Here is an 18,071-nt window from a genome sequence, read left to right as displayed (position 1 = left end):
AGCCTAGTCATGATCGTTTCCTGCCCCCATTGCCACACCGGCAACCGTATCGAGCCCGTCCGGCTGGCCGAAGCGCCCAGTTGCGGCGCCTGCCATCAGCCCTTGCTGAATGGCCCGATAGCAGGAACCGCGGACAACTTCGCCGAGCTGCTGCGTCACAGCAAGGTGCCGGTGGTCGTCGATTTCTGGGCGACTTGGTGCGGGCCTTGCCAGACTTTTGCACCGGCATTTGCGTCGGCCGCCGAGGCATTTGCCGGCAAGGCACTGTTCGTCAAGATCGATACCGAGGCTGAGCAGGCGCTGGCGGCGCAGTACAAGATCCGCAGCATTCCGACCATTGCGGTATTCGATGGCGGCAATGAGCTGGAACGGATGGCCGGCGCGCTGCCTTCGGGCCAGTTCAAGGCCTGGTTGATGCAATTTGTCTGAGCGGCTACGCCAGCGCGGGATAGTGCGCAGCCTGTGGCTATGCGCGGGGATCGCGGCGCTGATGCTGGGGGCGGCGGGGGTCGTGCTGCCCTTGTTGCCGACCACGCCCTTCGTGTTGCTGGCTGCCGCCTGCTTTGCGCGCTCCTCGCCGCGGCTGGAAGCGTGGCTGCTCGATCATCCGCGATTGGGCCCGGCGATCCGCCTGTGGCGGCAACAGCGCGCATTGCCCGCGCGCGCCAAGCGCTGGGCGTTGCTGCTGATGAGCGCCAGTTTCGCCTGGTCGGCGTGGATGCTGCGCGACCATGGCTGGCCGGTGCTGCTGGTGTTTGCCTTGTGGCTGCCACTGTTCATCTGGATGGCGCGTTTGCCGACGGCGCCGCGCTGAAAACGACAACGGCGCCATGCGGCGCCGTTGTATGGGTGCTAGATGTGCGGCCTAGTAGGTGCTGGCGTGCAACTGGGCATAGGGACTGGTTTCCAGCCACTTGCGCACGCGGGTCGCATCGCCGATACGGGTGAACTTGCCTTCCGAATCGAGCAGCACCATCACCACCGGCGAGCCGTTGATGGTTGCCTGCATCACCAGACAGCGCCCGGCCTCGCTGGTGTAACCGGTCTTGGACAGACCTATGGTCCAGTCATGTTCGCGCACCAGCGGGTTGGTGTTGCGAAATTGCAGCTCACGGCCCGATACGTTGGAGACGAAGGCGTATTCGCTGGCGGTACTGAAATGGTGGATTTCCGGATAGCGGTGCGCAGCGCTGACCAGCTTGGCGAGCTCGCGCGCGGTCGACACATTGTTGGGGGCGAGGCCGGTGGGGTCGAGAAAGCGGGTGCGCACCAGGCCCAGCTCGCGGGATTTCTCGTTCATCTGCCGCAGGAAGGCGAGCTGCCCGCCCGGGTAATGACGCGATAGCGCCGAGGCCGCTCGGTTTTCCGACGACATCAGCGCCAGCAGCAGCATCTCTGCGCGCGTGAGCTGGGTGCCGACACCCAGGCGCGAGCTGGTGTTCTTCAGCGTATCGACGTCTTCCGGTCCAATGGTCAAGAGCTCGTTCATCGGCAGATGCGCATCGAGCACTACCATGGCGGTCATCAGCTTGGTGATCGAGGCGATCGGCGCGATCGAATCGGCGTTCTTCTCGTAAACCACCTCGCCGCTCTTCTCATTGAGCACCAGCACGCCAGCTGACTGCACGCCCGGGTGTTCGGCGATGGTCGGCGCTGCCATGGCGCGGGCCACGTTGACCTGCCTGCGGGCGTTGGTCGTGGCAACGCGCGACAGATTGCTCTTGCGTTGTGCCGCCTTCTTGCCGTGCTTGGCGCTGGCCTGTTTGCTGTCCTGCGATTTGCCCGCAGACAGCGCTGGCGCGCTGAAACAGACGGCAAGGAGCGCCAGGCTTAAGGCATTGATCCAGTTTCGCATTGTTGTTTCTCCCGCCTCGTCGAATGCTGTAGCGCGGTTTGGTGTATCAGTTACTGCTGATTTTATAACAAGATTATTTAAAAAGTCATGTCTAATCAATAAGAACCGTGTGATTGTGCATGCGGTTTCTACGATTATTTCGCTGCGCTTGCGCCAAAACTGGGATTTTTGTATGCTGCGTCGCACAATTTAAGTGCTTTTCCCAATTGTCGTTTGTTGGTTTTATGTATGCACTACCAAAGTGTTTGCCCTGCTTGTCTACCGGAGTGAGTCGTGATCAACCCCCCATCCCTCGATACATTGATGCAACAGTTGAACGACGCCAATCGCTTATGGTGGCAGCAGTGGGCCGCGCATGGCGCAACGTCTGGCGTGGCCAGCGAACCGGCAAGCGGCTTGTCTGGCTGGCTGGAGACCCAGCCGCAATGGCTGGAGAAGCAGGCGAGCTTTTACCAGCAGCAACTCGACCTGTGGCTGGGCTTGGTCGGCGTGAAGCCGCAGCAACAGCTGATCGAGCCGGAGAAGGGCGATCGCCGTTTCAACGCGCCCGAATGGGACGAGCCACCGTACTCCTTCATCAAACAAAGTTATCTACTGACCGCACGCTGGTTGCTCGATTCGCTGGAGACGGTACATCCGGACGAGGTGGCGCGCGAACGCGCTGCCTTCTTCACCCGCCAGTATCTCGATGCGATCAGCCCGGCCAATTTTGCACTGACCAATCCCGAAGTGATGAGGCTCGCGTCGGAAACCCAGGGCGAGAGCCTGCACGAGGGCGTGAAGAAGCTGCTGGCCGATGTACAAAAGGGCAGCATCACCCAGACCGACGAGAGCCATTTCGCTGTGGGCGAGAACCTCGCGGTGACGCCGGGTGCGGTGGTGTTCGAGAACGAACTCTTTCAACTGCTGCAGTACACGCCCTCCACCGCCAAGGTGTACGAGGTGCCGCTCCTGATCGTGCCGCCGTGCGTGAACAAGTACTACATCATGGATCTGCAGCCCGAGAACTCCATGGTGCGCTGGATCGTCGAGCAGGGTTACACCACCTTTCTCGTTTCGTGGAAATCGATCACGCCGGAACTGGGCAAGCTGACCTGGGACGATTACGTCGAGCACGGCGTGATCAAGGCGGGCGAGGTGGTACGCGCCATCAGCAAAAAGCCGCAGATGAACGTGCTGTCGTTCTGCGTTGGCGGTGAGCTCGTCGCCACCGCACTGCCAGTGATGCAGGACCGCGAGCTCGATTGGTTCAAGTCGCTCACGCTGATGACGGTGATGCTCGATCACACCGAGCCGGGTGACATCAAGCACTTCATCGACTGGAACGTGATCCGCTCGCGCGAGCCGCAGCTGGCCACCGGCGGCGTGATTTCCGGCAAGGAGTTGGCACGCACCTTCGCCGCGCTGCGCGCCAACGACCTGATCTGGAACTACGTCGTCAACAACTACCTCAAGGGCAAGACGCCGCCACCGTTCGATCTGCTGTATTGGAACAATGATTCGGCCAATCTGGCGCTGCCCATGCACACGTTCTTCCTCGAGAACATGTATCTGAAGAACAACCTGGTGAAACCGAACAGCTTTGCGCTATGCGGCGTCGATATCGATCTCACCACCATCGAAGTGCCCACCTACGTGTTTGCCGCGCGCGAGGACCATATCGTGCCCTGGCAATCGGCCTACGGCACCACCCACCTGTTCCAGGGGCCGCTGCGCTTCGTGCTTGGTGCCTCCGGCCATATCGCCGGCACCATCAATCCGGTCACCAGCAACAAGCGCAACTATTGGGTAAACGAGACCCTGGTGCCGGATGCGCAAGAATGGTTCGCCGCTGCCGAATCGCGTCCAGGCAGCTGGTGGCAGGACTGGCACGCCTGGCTGGCGCCACAATCGGGCAAGCAGGTTGCGGCGAAGAAGACGCTGGGTGCGGCCGGTTTCCCGGTGGTCGAGCCGGCGCCTGGGCGCTACGTGCAGGAAAAGCTGGTTTGATGCCCCGCCTGGCGGTGGCGGAACGACTCGCGCCATCCCGGGCCTAAGATAAAGCCATGCCGGCGACGGCGGGCACCCTACTGGGCTTAACGCCCGACTTCGGAGAGAAAGACAATGACTGATGTGGTAATCGTCGCCGCGCAGCGCACGGCAATCGGCAACTTCGGTGGCGCGCTCGCCAAGGTTTCGGCCCCGGAGCTCGGCGCCATCGTGATCAAGGCTCTCCTCGAGAAGACCGGCGTGGCCGGTGATGCGGTCAGTGAAGTGATACTCGGCAACGTGCTGAGCGCCGGTCTTGGCCAGAATCCGGCCCGCCAGGCGCTGCGCCGCGCGGGCCTGCCCGATGCCATTCCCGGCCTTACCATCAACCAGGTGTGCGGCTCCGGCCTCAAGGCCGTTGCGCTTGGCGTGCAATCGATCCTGTCGGGTGACAACGAGATCGTGATTGCCGGCGGCCAGGAAAACATGAGCGCCACGCCGCACCTCTTGAACGGCAGCCGCGATGGTTTCCGCATGGGCAATGCACAGCTCATCGATTCCATGGTCTACGACGGCCTGACCGATGCGTACAACAACTATCACATGGGCGTCACGGCCGAGAATATCGCCAAGAAGTACAACATCAGCCGGACCGAGCAGGACGAGCTGGCGCTGGCCTCGCAGCAGAAGGCCGCCGCCGCCCAGGCCGCCGGCCGTTTCGCCAATGAAATCGTGCCGGTGAGCATTCCGCAGAAGAAGGGTGATCCGCTGGTGTTCGCCGCCGACGAGTTCATCAAGACCAATGCCTCGATGGACGGCCTTGCCAAGTTGCGCCCGGCCTTCGACAAGGAAGGCTCGGTCACCGCGGGCAACGCTTCGGGTATCAACGATGGCGCCGCCGCCGTGCTCCTGATGAGCGCCGACAAGGCGCGCGCGCTAGGCCTCACGCCACTGGCGACCATCCGCGGCGCCGCCTCGGCCGGGGTCGATCCGACCATCATGGGCATGGGGCCGGTGCCGGCCACCCAACGCGCGCTGGCGCGGGCCGGCTGGTCGCTGGACCAGCTCGACCTGATCGAGGCCAACGAAGCCTTCGCCGCCCAGGCACTGGGCGTGGCGCGCGAACTGAACTGGGACTGGAACCGGGTCAATGTGAATGGCGGCGCGATTGCGCTGGGCCACCCGATCGGCGCATCGGGTGCTCGGGTGCTGGTTACGTTGCTGCACGAGATGCAGCGTCGCGATGCCAAGCGCGGTCTCGCCACGCTGTGCATTGGCGGTGGCATGGGCGTCGCGCTCGCCGTTGAGCGCTGATCCCGCATGATGATCGGGACGCCCTCCGCTGGAGGGCGTTTTACTTGGAACCGGCCCGAAGTCGATACCCCGAGGGGGCGCCATGGAGCTGCGAGAACTCTTCGATCTGCACGAGAAACTGGAATCGCGGATCAACGCCTACTGGAATTTCTGGTCGGTGGTGGTACTGGCGATGGCAGGCTGGCTGCTGGTTAAGCAGCCCGAATGGGGCATGGGCAGATGCATTGCACTCGCCCTTGCCGCTGCCGCATTCTTTGCAGCGAACCTCGGTGTGATCTGGCATGCGACGCGGCTGGCGAGCGCCGTGCGCGACGAGATGCGCCTTGCCGCTGCCGATACGGCCTTGCGCAGCCCCTTGCTGCGTACGGAGCTCGCCGATGGCGGCATCCGCTTTCGCCTGGCTTCAACGCTGGTGCTGCACGGCGTGGTCGATCTGGCTGTGCTGGCCGTGATTTTCTTCTATGCGTGCTGATTTGAAGGAAGGAAGACTAACGATGTCACCGCTGATCACCGTAACCGAAGCCCTTGCTGCGGCTGAACGTATCGTCTTCATCGATTGCCGCCACAGCCTGGCTGACCCGGACGCGGGTGCGCGGGCCTACGCCGAAGGGCATTTGCCCGGTGCTGTTTTTGCGCATCTAGACCATGTTTTGTCCGGGCCCAGGACCGGGCGCAACGGCCGCCATCCGCTGCCCGATCCGGAGGGGCTCGCGGTGTGGCTGGGCGAGCAGGGCATCACAGCGGATAGTCATATCGTCGCCTACGACGATGCTGGTGGCATGTTTGCCGCGCGTTGCTGGTGGCTGCTGCGCTGGCTGGGGCACCGCGGGCAGGTGGCGGTGCTCGACGGCGGGATCGCCGCCTGGCGAGCGGCCGGTGGGGTGCTCACGAACACAGCGGCGCAACGCGGGGCAGGCACCTATGTGCCGGCGTTGCATCCGGACGTGCATGTCGATGCCAGCGCGGTGCTCGCCAATCTTGATACGGCACAGTTCACACTGGTCGACGCGCGTAGCGCCGAGCGCTATGCCGGCGTCGGCGAGACGCTGGATGCGGTTGGCGGCCATATTCCGGGTGCACTCAATCGCTTCTTCCAGCTCAACCTGGAAGGCGGCCGTTTCAAGCCGGCGTCGCAGCTGCGAGACGAGTGGCTGGCGTTGCTGGCAGGGCGCGATCCGGCCATGGTGGTCCACCAGTGTGGCTCCGGCGTTACGGCGTGCCATAACCTGCTGGCGCTGGCTGTGGCCAATCTGGAAGGCGGGCGGCTCTACCCAGGGTCGTGGAGCGAATGGTGCAGCGATCCGGATCGCCCCGTGGATCGCTGACCGTGCGTGCTCGCCATGCCGCTTTGTTAACCTCTGACCAGCATGCTTGGCGCCGGCGGTGGCGTCTGGGAGTCATGAGCAATCCCTGCCTCAATTGCGGCGCCTGTTGCGCCAGCTTTCGCGTGTCCTTCTACTGGGGCGAGACCGATGCCGCACCCGGCGGCACCGTTCCGCAAGCCATGGTGGTGCCGATCACGCCATGGCATGTGGCGATGCGGGGTACCGATCACAAGCCCGTGCATTGCGTCGCATTGCAAGGCCGCGTGGGCGAACAGGTGGGCTGCAGCATCTATGCACAACGCTCGAGCACTTGTCACGAGTTCGATGTGGGCGACGCGCGCTGTAATCAGGCGAGGTCGCTGCATGGCTTGCCAGCATTGCCGGCACCATGAAAAAAACCGCGCCCGAAGGCGCGGTTTTCGTTGCTGCGCTACCTATTATTTGCTGGCTTTGCGGCGACGAGCGATCAGGGCAGCAAGGCCCAGGCCCATCAGTGCATAGGTTTCGGGTTCCGGTACCGGGTTGGTCAGCGTGTAGCTGAAGTCGCCCGAGTATTGGTTGCCGAGGCCCAGCACGCCAAAGGTGTAGTTGTGACCGCTGGTGATGGTCAGGTCGTTAAAGCTGTAGGCGAACCCGGTCTTGCGGTTGCCATCCTTGGTAAAGCCCAGGTTGCCGCCGAAGCCTTCGAACACCAAGAAGTCATTGTCGTTGTGGTCGTACAGGCCGAACAGCAGGGTGTTGACGCTGCCTTGGACGGTCGGGGTGAACAACACGTCGAGCACCGCGCTGGTGGTGCTCTCCGACGATGTAAACGAATCACCGTAGGTCAGCAGATAGTCTTGACCGTAGCTTTGCGTGCCGGAAGAGATCAGCGAGGCTTGGGCGCCGCCGGCTGCCAGCATCGCGCCGATTACCAGGCCGAGCAGTGTAGGTTTAAAGCGCATGGAAACACTCCTTGTATTATGAATTTCTAATTAACCGAATATTAAGAACACAGAAAGAACTCTGTGCCAGTCGGATGCTATCCGGTCTTTGGTGACGATACAATTTCAATGCGTTGGAAATCGGATGACCGTGCTAATTATCTGATAAATAGCGGTTTAATGCTGAAAATGCAGCAATTTGTGCGGTGCGCAATGTGAATTTTGTTGGCTTACAGTTTTTGCTGCTGGGCGGCCGTATAGGAGGGGTGAGCGGTGGGTCATCGTGCTGATGTCATCATTATTGTCAGCTCTTGCCACAGCTGCGGGGTGGAGGATCAACGCCGCGTCAGTTCAGCCCAGGTTTTGTCCAGGCGCTTGAGCGAGATGGGGTAGGGCGTGCGCAGTTCCTGGGCGAACAGCGAGACACGCAGCTCCTCCACCATCCAGCGGAACGGCAACAGCGGCGTCGTATCGCGGCCTTCGCGCTGCCAGCGCGTGAGCTCGTCCTGCCAGCGTTGCCACAGCGTGGCGACCTCGCTTCCGCGCTGGGTATCGCGCGCCGGGTTCTGCACCCGCTTGTCGAGCCGCACGCGCATGGCTTTCAGGTAGACCGGCAGTCGCGGCAACTGCTCCCAGGTGGTGGCGGCGAGGAAACCATTGAATACCAGTTGCGATAGCTGGGCCTTGAGTTCGTGCTGCAAGGGGCCGGGTTTGGCGAGCACCTGGGCAATCGGTGTGTACTCGGCGACGGCTTCGGTCAGTGCGCGGACCACGGCGTCGCGCACGCTCGGCAACCGTACCTTGGCGCGGCTCTTCTGCTCGTCGAAGGCCTTTTTCTTGCGTGGCAGTGCATCGTCGCCGATGAAAGCGCGGTTGCAGATGGTGGCGACGATGTCGTCCATCAGCATGTCGGCGTTGCCGAGCGTACGCAGCTGAATGGCCAGCTGCTGGAAGTTCGGCACCGATTTTTCCAGCTGCTTCACATGGTCCTTGAGCTCGATGCGCAAGAGCCGCACCACCCCTGCGCGATGCGCCTCGTCCGCCGCGTGTGCGGTATCGAACAGGCGGATTGCACACGATTCCCCTTCGTCGACCAGGGCCGGATAGCCGGTGAGCTTGCGGCCCTGGCGCTTGATCGTCAGTTGCTCGGGCAGATCGCCGAAATCCCAGGCGGTGATGCCATCGCGCTCTATGCCCTGATCCTCGGCCTCGTCGCGGAAGGTCAGTTGTGCCGCTTCGCCCAGCTGGGCGCGGATGGCGATCAGGTCGCGACCACTGGCAAGCTCCTGGCCGCCGTCATCGATGACGCGGTAGTTCATTTGCAAATGCAGCGGCAATTCCGAGGCATCAAGCTCATCGGCGCTCACCGGTTGGCCGACGCCCCGGGTGATGGCCTGCGCCAGTTGCGGCAGCAGTGGCGCCTCGTGGTCGGCGCGTTCGAGCTCGGTCAGCATGCGGGTGGCGAACTCGGGTACCGGCACGCATAGCCGGCGGATGGCCTTGGGCAGCGATTTCACCAATAGCGTGATCTTCTCGCGCTGCATGCCGGGCACCAGCCAGTCGAACACGGCGTGATTGACCCGGTTCAACTGGTGCAGCGGCAGCGTGATGGTCACGCCGTCGAGCGGATGACCGGGCTCGAAGCGGTATGACAGCGGCAGCTTGGATTCGGCCAGGCGGAAGAACGGCGGAAACTGCTCCTCGGTGACGCGACTGCCCGAGTGGCTCATTACGTAGTCGCGCGACAGGAACAACAACTGTGGCTCTGCCTGCTCGGCCTTCTTGCGCCAGGCCTCGAAGCCGGCACCATTGACCACGTCGGCCGGAATCAGCGCGTCGAAGAAGGCGTAGAGCGCTTCTTCATCGACCACGATGTCCTGGCGCCGCGCCTTGTGTTCCAGCTCCTCGATTTCCAGCAGCAATTCGAGGTTGTGATCGAAGAACTTGGCGCTGCTCTTGTAGTTGAACTTGACCAGCGCCTCGCGGATGAAGATTCCGCGCGCCTCGGCCGGATTGATCTTGCCGTAGTGCACGCGGCGCCGGTTGACGATGGGCAGGCCGTACAGCGTGACGCGCTCGCTCGCCACCACCTGCGCGCTGTCCTTCTCCCAGTGCGGATCGAAATACTGCTTCTTCACCAGGTGCTCGGCGAGCCGCTCGACCCATTCGGGCTCGATCGCAGCGACCGCTCGGCCATAGAGCTTGCTGGTCTCGACGATTTCGCCGGCGACGATCCACTTTGGCCGTGCCTTCTTCAGGCCCGAGCCTGGGAAGATGTTGAACTTGATGGCGCGCGCGCCGAGGTACTCGTCATTTTCCGGCTGCTTCATCCCCAAGTTGCCCAAGAGGCCGGTGAGCAGTGCCTTATGGATTTGCTCGTAGGTGCCGGCGGCGCTACCGGGTTTCCACTCCAGATCGTCGACAATATCGGCGAGCTGGCGGTGCAGGTCGCGCCATTCGCGTAGCCGCAGGTAGGAGAGGAAGTGCTCGTGGCACAGGTTCACCAGCTGGCGGTTGGAGCTCTTGCCCGCCAGCGCCTCCTCGAAGAAAGTCCACAGGTGCAGGTAGGAGAGGAAATCCGACTTCTCGTCGGTGAAGCGCGCATGCGCGCGTGTGGCGGCGTCGCGTGCTTCGAACGGGCGCTCGCGCGGGTCCTGCACCGACAGCCCGGCGGCGATGACCAGGATCTCCTTGAGGCAGCCGTTGTCGTGGCCGGCCAGCAGCATGCGGCCCAGACGCGGATCGACCGGCAGCCGTGCCAGCTGCGAGCCAATGCGGGTGAGCTCGTCCGCGTCATCGACGGCGCCGAGCTCGCGCAACTGGGCGTAGCCGTCGGCGATCAGCCGGCTCGACGGCGCCTCGATAAAGGGAAACGCGTCGACCCGGCCGAGCTTAAGTGCGGCCATGCGCAGGATGACGGCGGCGAGGCTGGAGCGGATGATCTCGGGGTCAGTGAAGGCGGGGCGATTGTTGAAATCGTCCTCGTCGTACAAGCGCACGCAAACGCCGGCGGAAACCCGGCCGCAACGGCCGGCACGCTGGCGGGCGCTGGCCTGGCTGATCTTCTCGACCAGCAATTGCTCGACCTTGGCGCGCGGGCTGTAGCGGTTGATGCGCGCCTGGCCGCTGTCGATCACGTAGCGGATGCCGGGCACGGTGAGGGAGGTCTCGGCGACGTTGGTGGCCAGCACCACGCGGCGGCCGTTGCTCTGGCGGAAGATGCGCTGCTGATCCTCGTTCGACAGCCGGGCGAACAGCGGGATCACCTCGGCATCCCTTAGCTTGGCCTTGCGGAACTCCTCGGCCGTTTCGCGGATTTCGCGCTCGCCGGGCAGGAACACCAGCACGTCGCCGGGGCCGTCATGCCGCCACAGGTGCTCGGTTTCGCGAACGATGGCTTCTTCCATCTCGAGCTCGGCATCGTCCTCGTCGCGCGCCTGAATCGGCGCGTAGCGCACCTCGACCGGATAGGTACGGCCGGACACTTCCAGCACCGGCGCGCCGTCGAAATGTTTGGAGAAGCGCTCGGCATCGATGGTCGCCGAAGTGACGATCACCTTGAGATCCGGCCGGCGCGGCAGCAGCTGCTTGAGGTAGCCGAGCAGAAAATCGATGTTGAGGCTGCGCTCGTGCGCCTCGTCGACGATGATCGTGTCGTAGTTGGCGAGATAACGATCCGATAGCGTCTCGGCGAGCAGGATGCCATCCGTCATCAGCTTGATGTAGCCCTCGCCGGAGGATTTCTCGGTGAAGCGCACCTTGTAGCCGACCCACTCGCCCAGCTCGCTTTTCAGTTCCTGCGCAATACGGCTGGCCACAGAGCGGGCGGCAAGGCGCCGCGGCTGGGTGTGGCCAATCAGGCCGGTGACACCACGACCGAGTTCGAGGCAGATCTTGGGCAGCTGCGTCGTCTTGCCCGAGCCGGTCTCGCCGCAGATGATGACCACCTGGTTGGCGGCGATGGCGGCGGCGATCTCGTCGCGCTTCTGGTTGACCGGCAGGTTGTCGTCAAACTCGGGGCGCGGCAGCCGCTCGCGGCGGCGCGCGATGCTGGCGGCGGCTGCGTCGAGTTCCGCCTGCAATTCGCTCACCATCCGATCCGAGGGTTTGCCTTGCGCCAGGCGCTCGGCCAGCGTGCGGACCTTGCGCTCCAGCGCCCAGCGGGCGCGGGCGGGAACGAGGTCTAGCTGTTGTTGCAAATGGGCGAGCGTGGGAGTCTGGGTCATCGAGCTGTGCTGAATGGAAAACGGCCGCTAGGCGGCCGGATTCTAACATGGCGGGGAAAATGGCCGGTTTAGGCGGCCTGGGTCTCGCGCGAGGTGTCGAAAATGATGAGCTGCGCGTGGCCCGCGCCGTGCTGCACGCGGCGTGCCCAGCAGGGGTGGCTCGCGCCACGTTGCAGCTCGAACGGATGCGCTTCGAAGTCGCTGCACGAGAGTAGCGCGATGGCATTGCTGGCAAAGGCCGATAACGGCCGGCCGAGCACCGCGGAGGGCGGAGCATTGAGCAGCAGGCAGGCTGCGAGATTGGCGAATTCGATCACACCGTCGCGTACCAGCATGAAGGGCTGCGGCAGCGCGTCGGCCACTTCGCCAGACAGGGGGTCGCTGCCAGCCAGCGCGGCTTCCGCGGCCTTCACGTGCGAGATATCCATCGCGATCGACAGGATATAGATCTCACCATCACGGATCAGCGGCTGCTTGATGATGTCGAACCAATGCGTGCGGCCATTGGCCAGCGTGTAATGGTCGACGATGCGCACCGTTTCGCCCTTGTCGAGCACGTCGGCATCGCCGCTGGTGAACGGCAGTTGCTGCTCGGCGAAGCCGGTATGCGACTGCACCAGGAGGTCGTGCCCCAGCGCACTTTGCGTGGCGCGGTTCACCAGCAGGAAGCGGCCATGCTTGTCGCGCACGAAGATCAGGCTGGGACTGGAATCGATGATTTGGTGCACGAACAATTGCTGATTGAAGAGCGCCTCCTCGGTGGCCTTCATGTCCGACACGTCGCGGATCAGCGCAAGGCACTCCTTGCCGGACAGCGGCAGCAGTCGCGCCTCGAACGCTCGTTGATCATCCTGCTCGCTCGCGGCTAAGCGGTATTCGAACTGCTGCGGCGCCTGCGTGCTCTGCACCGTGATCAGCGCTTCGAGGTATTGGCGCGACACGCGCGCCGGCAGCAGGGCTGAGAGCTTGGCGCCGGCTTCGGAGACGCAAGGGTGGCCGGGGACATCGTTGGTGTTGAGCGCGGTGACGGCCCGGGTGGCATAGTCGATGCGCCAGACAATGTCGGGGAGGCAGTGCGCCACCGCGTCTTCAACGACCGCCTGCGTCACCGCGGAGTCGGCTTGGGTAGGTTCGGGCAAGGGCGCGCGGCGCCAAGCCACATAGATCAGTCCGATCACGGCCAGCGCGATCCAGGCGTGGACGAACCAGATGCCGTTGCCGATGCGGTCCGCGGCCCACCACTGCAGCGCGATGGCGGCCATGATGCAGGTGAGCAGCGCAAGGCCAAGCAAGGCGGTATCGATGCGAGGTGGCGAGGATGTGGGCGTCATGCCTGCGGTGGCTTCGGTTTACGGCAATGATGAGGGCTAAGTTTAGCCGGGTAACCGTTGCTTGGCGATGCATACGTTGTATTTGATCCGCAAGCGATACGGGTGTATTGCGGGCTGTAAGCCGCGCGCAATATCAAGCACAGACGACGGCAGGTCTTGATCTAAGCGGGTGCGCTGATCACGGACAGGAAGGAAGATGGGGGGGAAGAGGATGCTGGCGGAGCGGACGGGACTCGAACCCGCGACCCCCGGCGTGACAGGCCGGTATTCTAACCAACTGAACTACCGCTCCGCAGCGGACTTTCGACGCACTCAACAACAGGCGTTGCTGGTGGGTGGTGACGGGATCGAACCGCCGACATTCTGCGTGTAAGGCAGACGCTCTACCAACTGAGCTAACCACCCGCCGTCGAAAGAGGGCGCATTTAATCATGCGTCCCAGGGGGTGTCAACGCCATGGCGGAATTTTTTTTCGACCGTGCCGTAGCGGTCGTCGGCAAGGGGGCGCTGGTAGTCAATGCGGCGTGGCTTGAGGTATAAAGTCCGCTTTCCCGTACCTGAATATCGGCCCTGTTTCTGTGAGCGTTCCCACCTTCTTGCGCATACGCAACAGCACGCTGGTGACCGTGGCCGAGCTGATCCTCGTCGTGGCACTGGCCTGGCTGCTGGCCGGGCTGTTGTGGCGCATAGCCGCGCCCGCGACACCGGATCTGAGGCTGGCCCAACCGATGGAGCCGCCGGCTGCGCGCAATGGCGCGTGGAGCAATGCGACCGGCTGGTTCGGTCGCGCGCAGACGCAGCAGGCGATTGCCACGACGTTGTCGATCAAGCTGGTGGCGGTGATTGCCGGTGGGGAAGGCTATAGTGCCGCCATCTTCACCGGGGCCGGCGCAACGCCATTGGCCGCGCGCCCCGGTGACGAGCTGCAGCCTGGGGTGAAGCTGCTTGCCGTCGAGCGTGATCGGGCCCGTGTCGACAATGGCGGGCGTAGCGAGGAAATCGTGCTCGAAGGTCGTGACCAGGGGAGCAGCGCGCCCGCGGTAGAGGGCACTGCCGGTGATGCGATCGGGAATGCCGAAGCGGCCACGCTGGCGGCGCGGCAGGGCCAGCTGGCTACCAGCGCGGTGGTCGGCCCCAAGCTCACGGTGACGCGTGGGGTGATGGCCGATGCCATGCAGGGGCTCAATATCGCCGACTGGAACAAGGGGCTCGCCGCCGTGCAAGGCGGTGGCATCCGTATCACCGATGCATCGACCCAGCCATTTGCCAGCCTGCTGCAATTGCAAAATGGCGACGTGCTCAAACAGGCCAATGGCCGCATGCTCGCCGATGTGTCCGACATGTCACTGGTTTACAGTCAGTTCAGCCAGCTCAGCCAGGTAACACTGCAAGTGCTGCGCAATGGCAGTCTCGTCAACCTGCAATATCAAATCCAACCGTGAACGCGACTCCGATGACCCGATTGCGCCCCCTTGTGCTCGCCCTGGCTCTGTTTGCCGCGATGCCCACTCCCGCGGCCGACGACGAGGTGACGCTCAATTTCGTCAATGCCGATCTCGAATCGACGATCAAGGCAGTCGGGCTGATCTCGGGCAAGAACTTCGTGCTCGACCCGCGGGTGAAGGGCACCGTCAATATCGTTTCGACCCACCCGGTGAAGAAATCCGAGGTGTTCCCCATCCTGCTCTCGGCCTTGCGCCAGCAGGGTTTTGCCGTAGTGGAATCGGGCGGCGCCATCAAGGTGGTGCCCGAGGCCGATGCCAAGCAGAACTACAGCGCGACGACCCGGCCTGGCAGCACGGTGGCCGGAGATCGCATCATCACCCAGGTGTACCCGCTGAAGTTCGAATCGGCCACCCAGCTGGTGCCCATCCTGCGCCCGCTGATCACGCCGAACAATGCGATTTCGGCGTATCCGGCGGGCAACACGCTGGTGATCACCGATTACGCCGACAACATCCGGCGACTGAATCGCATCATCGACAGCATCGACGTGCCGCCGAGCTCGGACGTGTTCCCGATTCGCCTGCAGCACGCGTCCGCCGTCGACGTGGCGCAGACCGTGGGCCGGCTGATGCCGGAGGTAAACGTCACTGGCGTGAACGCGGGCGCCCCCGCGGCAGAAGGTGTACGCCGCAGCGCCGTGGTGCCGGATGTGCGCAGCAACAGTCTCCTGGTGCGCAGCGAGACGGCGGTGCATGCGCAGCAGATCCGGCGCCTGGTCGAAACGCTGGACCAGCCGGGCGCCAGCGGCGGCAACATCAACGTGGTCTATCTGAAGAATGCCGAGGCCGTGAAGCTGGCGGCGACGCTCAAGGGCATACTCACCGGCCAGGACAGCGGCGTGGCTTCGAGCAGCGGGTTATCGCCCAACACGTCGCCCTCGTCGACTGGTAGCTCCAGCAGCACGACCACGACCACCAGTGCCAGCAGCGCGCCCACGGCGACCGGCGCCAGCGTGCAGATCGGCGGCACCACGGTGCTGATCCAGGCCGACCCGATGACCAACTCGCTGATCATCACGGCGCCGGACAACATCTATAACAATCTGCGCTCGGTGATCGACAAGCTCGATATGCGCCGCGCGCAGGTCTATGTCGAGGCGATGATTGCCGAGGTCAACGTCGGCAAGGTCGGCGAATTCGGTATCCAGTGGATCCTGGCCGGCGGCTCCGATATCGTCGGCGTCGGCCTGTCGGCGCTGGCGCCAGCGTCGGCGGCCAACAACCTCGCCAACATCGCCAACGCCATCCTGGCGGGCAGCCCCTCGGTGCCGAGCGGCTTCAACGTCGGCGTGCTCAATGCCAACCCGCTCAAGGGCGAGACGCCGTCGCTGGGCGTGCTGGCCTCGGCGCTGCAGCGCACCGGCAACGCCAACATCCTCTCGACGCCCAACCTGATCACGCTCGACAATGAGGAAGCCAAGATCATGGTGGGGCAGAACATTCCCATCATCACCGGTACGCAGTCGTCGACCGGCAGCAACCCCAACCCGTTCACCACGGTCGATCGCGAGGACATCGGCATCACGCTCAAGGTGAAGCCGCAGGTATCCGAAGGCGGCACCATCACCATGAACGTGTACCAGGAGGTGTCGAGCATCGACGAATCGGTGAACACTTCCGGTTCCGGGATCGCGACCAAGAAACGCACCATCGAATCCAAGGTGCTGGTCGACGATGGCCAGGTGCTGGTGCTCGGCGGCCTGATCGAGGACAAGCTTGCCAACAGCCAGGGCAAGGTGCCGGGGCTGGGCGACGTGCCGCTGTTTGGCAGCCTGTTCCGTTATGAATCGCGCGACTGGCAGAAAACCAATCTGATGATCTTCCTGCGACCCTATATCCTGCGCGACGGCAAGGCGAGCGAGACGCTGTCCAATTCGCGCTATCAGTACCTCAAGTCGCAGCAGGAAGGTTTCGTGATTCCGCAGCACCTGTTCCTGCCCGATTTGCCCCAAGTGAACTTGCCCGAGAACCTGCCGTCCGCCGGTACTTTCCCGGCCAAGCCACCCGAGCTGCATCCAGCGCCCGCGCTGCAGCCGCCGGCCGACGCGGCCAACCCGGCACCGGCACAGCCATGAGCCGCCTGGTTCCCTACCACTACGCGCGCGATCGTGGTGTTGTCGACCTGCGGCAGGGGGACGAGGCGGTTGATGTGCTGATGAGGCGCGGCGCGGACCTCACGGCGTTGGCCGAGTTGCGGCGCGCCGCCGGCAAGCCGCTCAATGTCGCCATGGTCGAGGCGGCGGAATACGACGCGCGCGTCTCTGCATTGTTCAGCGACGGCGAGCGCGCCAGCGCCACGGTGGTCGACGATATCGAGGGCGATATCGACCTGTCGCGCCTGGCGCAGGATATTCCCGAAATCGAGGATCTGATGGAGGCGGCGGACGACGCGCCCATCATCCGCCTGATCAACGCCTTGCTCACCGAGGCGTTGCGCGAGAACGCTTCCGACTTGCATATCGAGCCGTTCGAGACGCGTTCGGTGGTGCGTTTTCGCGTCGACGGCCAGTTGCGCGACGTGATCGAACCCAAGCGCGCGCTGCACGCCGCGCTGGTGTCGCGGATCAAGGTGATGGCCGGGCTCGACATTGCCGAGAAGCGGCTGCCGCAGGATGGCCGCATCACCTTGCGCGTGGCGGGGCGCCCGGTCGACGTGCGGGTGTCGACCTTGCCCACCGGCCACGGCGAGCGCGCGGTGTTGCGTCTGCTCGATAAATCCGCGGGCCGGCTCAATCTTGAGAAGCTGGGCATGATCGGCGACACGCTGACGCGGCTGGAGACGCTGTTGGCGCAGCCGCACGGCATCATACTCGTGACCGGGCCGACCGGCTCGGGCAAGACCACCACGCTTTACGCCGCGCTGTCGCGCATGGATGCGAGCGGCAGCAACATCATGACGGTGGAAGACCCGATCGAGTACGACCTCGACGGCGTCGGCCAGACCCAGGTCAACCCGCGCATCGACATGAGCTTTGCCCGAGCGCTGCGCGCCATCCTGCGCCAGGATCCGGACGTGATCATGATCGGTGAGATCCGCGACCTGGAAACCGCGCAGATTGCGGTGCAGGCTTCGCTCACCGGCCATCTGGTGCTGGCCACCCTGCACACCAACGATGCCGCCAGCGCCGTGACGCGGTTGACCGACATGGGCATCGAGCCCTTCCTGTTGGCGTCGTCCCTCTTGGGCGTGCTCGCGCAGCGGCTGGCGCGTCAGGCCTGTGCCGATTGCCGCGAGGCCTACGTGCCCGATGCGACCGAACAGCAGGAGCTGGATCTACCGCCCGGTGCGAGCGTGTATCGCTCCGTCGGCTGTCCGCAATGCCTGGGCAGTGGCTATCGTGGCCGTACCGGCATCTACGAGCTCTTGACCGTCGATGAGACGCTGCGCACGATGATTCACAATCAGGTGCCGGAGCAGCAGATCAAGCAGCACGCACTGAGCCATGGCATGCGTAGCCTGCGCCAGGATGGTGTGCGGCGGGTGCTGGCTGGCGAGACCACGCTGGAAGAGGTGTGGCGGGTGACGCGAGACGCGTGAGCGTTGCTGCGCAAGCCGTTTCCGCCAGCCGGACCCGTACGCGCCGGCTTGCTGGCATCCCGGGGGCTGGCCGGTGCTCTCGTCGA

Annotated in this window: 13 protein-coding genes, 2 tRNA genes and 1 pseudogene; 10 read left to right on the top strand and 6 right to left on the bottom strand. The window is 63.8% G+C overall.

Annotated features, from left to right (window positions below):
• Positions 1–9: 9 nt before the first annotated feature.
• Positions 10–429, top strand: coding sequence for a thioredoxin TrxC (gene trxC, locus NLI84_RS00325; RefSeq protein WP_255987345.1), 420 nt, complete (start codon positions 10–12; stop codon positions 427–429).
• The gene (locus NLI84_RS00320; protein ID WP_255987344.1) at positions 422–814 is read left to right on the top strand and encodes a YbaN family protein; all 393 of its coding nucleotides are present in this window, start codon (positions 422–424) and stop codon (positions 812–814) included. The genes trxC and NLI84_RS00320 overlap by 8 nt, the downstream gene beginning before the upstream one ends.
• Positions 815–865: 51 nt before the next feature.
• Here NLI84_RS00320 and pbpG read toward each other — a convergent pair whose 3' ends face one another.
• On the bottom strand, positions 866–1,855 hold the full coding sequence (gene pbpG / locus NLI84_RS00315; RefSeq protein WP_255987342.1) for a D-alanyl-D-alanine endopeptidase: 990 nt from the start codon (positions 1,853–1,855) through the stop codon (positions 866–868).
• A 273-nt stretch (positions 1,856–2,128) separates the two neighbouring features.
• Here pbpG and NLI84_RS00310 point away from each other — a divergent pair, with 273 nt between their 5' ends.
• The 5 genes from NLI84_RS00310 to NLI84_RS00290 all read left to right on the top strand — a co-directional run bounded on the left by NLI84_RS00310 (position 2,129) and on the right by NLI84_RS00290 (position 6,854).
• Positions 2,129–3,844 carry a PHA/PHB synthase family protein gene (locus NLI84_RS00310; RefSeq protein WP_255987341.1) on the top strand — a complete coding sequence of 572 codons (1,716 nt, stop codon included), beginning with the start codon at positions 2,129–2,131 and terminating at the stop codon, positions 3,842–3,844.
• Between the two features lie 114 nt (positions 3,845–3,958).
• On the top strand, positions 3,959–5,137 hold the full coding sequence (locus tag NLI84_RS00305; RefSeq protein WP_255987339.1) for an acetyl-CoA C-acetyltransferase: 1,179 nt from the start codon (positions 3,959–3,961) through the stop codon (positions 5,135–5,137).
• Between the two features lie 82 nt (positions 5,138–5,219).
• Entirely contained in the window at positions 5,220–5,609 is a 390-nt protein-coding gene (locus NLI84_RS00300; RefSeq protein WP_255987338.1) for a hypothetical protein, read from the top strand.
• Between the two features lie 22 nt (positions 5,610–5,631).
• On the top strand, positions 5,632–6,462 hold the full coding sequence (locus NLI84_RS00295; RefSeq protein WP_255987337.1) for a sulfurtransferase: 831 nt from the start codon (positions 5,632–5,634) through the stop codon (positions 6,460–6,462).
• 74 nt (positions 6,463–6,536) lie between these two features.
• Positions 6,537–6,854, top strand: a complete 318-nt coding sequence (locus tag NLI84_RS00290) for a YkgJ family cysteine cluster protein (RefSeq protein ID WP_255987336.1) — start codon at positions 6,537–6,539, stop codon at positions 6,852–6,854.
• A 45-nt stretch (positions 6,855–6,899) separates the two neighbouring features.
• Here NLI84_RS00290 and NLI84_RS19195 read toward each other — a convergent pair.
• From NLI84_RS19195 to NLI84_RS00265, 5 genes and pseudogenes are all read right to left on the bottom strand, one after another.
• Positions 6,900–6,986 (bottom strand): annotated as a pseudogene (locus NLI84_RS19195) (PEP-CTERM sorting domain-containing protein); the annotation flags it as partial.
• 734 nt (positions 6,987–7,720) lie between these two features.
• A complete protein-coding gene (hrpA, locus tag NLI84_RS00280) occupies positions 7,721–11,611 on the bottom strand; it encodes an ATP-dependent RNA helicase HrpA (RefSeq protein ID WP_255987333.1) in 3,891 nt (1,296 codons plus the stop codon).
• A 68-nt stretch (positions 11,612–11,679) separates the two neighbouring features.
• Complete coding sequence (locus tag NLI84_RS00275) at positions 11,680–12,942, bottom strand: PAS domain-containing protein (protein ID WP_255987332.1); 1,263 nt, start codon at positions 12,940–12,942, stop codon at positions 11,680–11,682.
• A 215-nt stretch (positions 12,943–13,157) separates the two neighbouring features.
• Positions 13,158–13,234, bottom strand: a tRNA-Asp gene (locus NLI84_RS00270).
• Positions 13,235–13,271: 37 nt separating this feature from the next.
• Positions 13,272–13,347, bottom strand: a tRNA-Val gene (locus tag NLI84_RS00265).
• Positions 13,348–13,520: 173 nt separating this feature from the next.
• Between NLI84_RS00265 and NLI84_RS00260 the strand changes: the two genes are divergently transcribed.
• The 3 genes from NLI84_RS00260 to gspE are packed head-to-tail and all read left to right on the top strand — an operon-like array spanning position 13,521 to position 17,985.
• On the top strand, positions 13,521–14,384 hold the full coding sequence (locus tag NLI84_RS00260) for a type II secretion system protein N (protein ID WP_255987331.1): 864 nt from the start codon (positions 13,521–13,523) through the stop codon (positions 14,382–14,384).
• Positions 14,385–14,395: 11 nt separating this feature from the next.
• On the top strand, positions 14,396–16,522 hold the full coding sequence (gene gspD, locus NLI84_RS00255) for a type II secretion system secretin GspD (RefSeq protein ID WP_284699760.1): 2,127 nt from the start codon (positions 14,396–14,398) through the stop codon (positions 16,520–16,522).
• Positions 16,519–17,985, top strand: coding sequence for a type II secretion system ATPase GspE (gene gspE / locus NLI84_RS00250; RefSeq protein ID WP_255987328.1), 1,467 nt, complete (start codon positions 16,519–16,521; stop codon positions 17,983–17,985). The genes gspD and gspE overlap by 4 nt, the downstream gene beginning before the upstream one ends.
• Positions 17,986–18,071: the final 86 nt, after the last annotated feature.

It is taken from the genome of Chitinolyticbacter albus, from assembly GCF_024437655.1.
Classification (GTDB): domain Bacteria; phylum Pseudomonadota; class Gammaproteobacteria; order Burkholderiales; family Chitinibacteraceae; genus Chitinolyticbacter; species Chitinolyticbacter albus.
The sequence above is the reverse complement of the archived record's forward strand: the minus strand, read 5'-3'. Positions and strand labels throughout refer to the sequence as shown.

Coding starts and splice junctions, on each gene's coding strand:
- gspD (WP_284699760.1), top strand. CDS start 14,396: ATGACCCGATTGCGCCCCCTTGTGCTCGCCCTGGCTCTGTTTGCCGCG.
- gspE (WP_255987328.1), top strand. CDS start 16,519: ATGAGCCGCCTGGTTCCCTACCACTACGCGCGCGATCGTGGTGTTGTC.
- NLI84_RS00290 (WP_255987336.1), top strand. CDS start 6,537: ATGAGCAATCCCTGCCTCAATTGCGGCGCCTGTTGCGCCAGCTTTCGC.
- NLI84_RS00295 (WP_255987337.1), top strand. CDS start 5,632: ATGTCACCGCTGATCACCGTAACCGAAGCCCTTGCTGCGGCTGAACGT.
- pbpG (WP_255987342.1), bottom strand. CDS start 1,855: ATGCGAAACTGGATCAATGCCTTAAGCCTGGCGCTCCTTGCCGTCTGT.
- trxC (WP_255987345.1), top strand. CDS start 10: ATGATCGTTTCCTGCCCCCATTGCCACACCGGCAACCGTATCGAGCCC.
- NLI84_RS00300 (WP_255987338.1), top strand. CDS start 5,220: ATGGAGCTGCGAGAACTCTTCGATCTGCACGAGAAACTGGAATCGCGG.
- NLI84_RS00305 (WP_255987339.1), top strand. CDS start 3,959: ATGACTGATGTGGTAATCGTCGCCGCGCAGCGCACGGCAATCGGCAAC.
- NLI84_RS00275 (WP_255987332.1), bottom strand. CDS start 12,942: ATGACGCCCACATCCTCGCCACCTCGCATCGATACCGCCTTGCTTGGC.
- hrpA (WP_255987333.1), bottom strand. CDS start 11,611: ATGACCCAGACTCCCACGCTCGCCCATTTGCAACAACAGCTAGACCTC.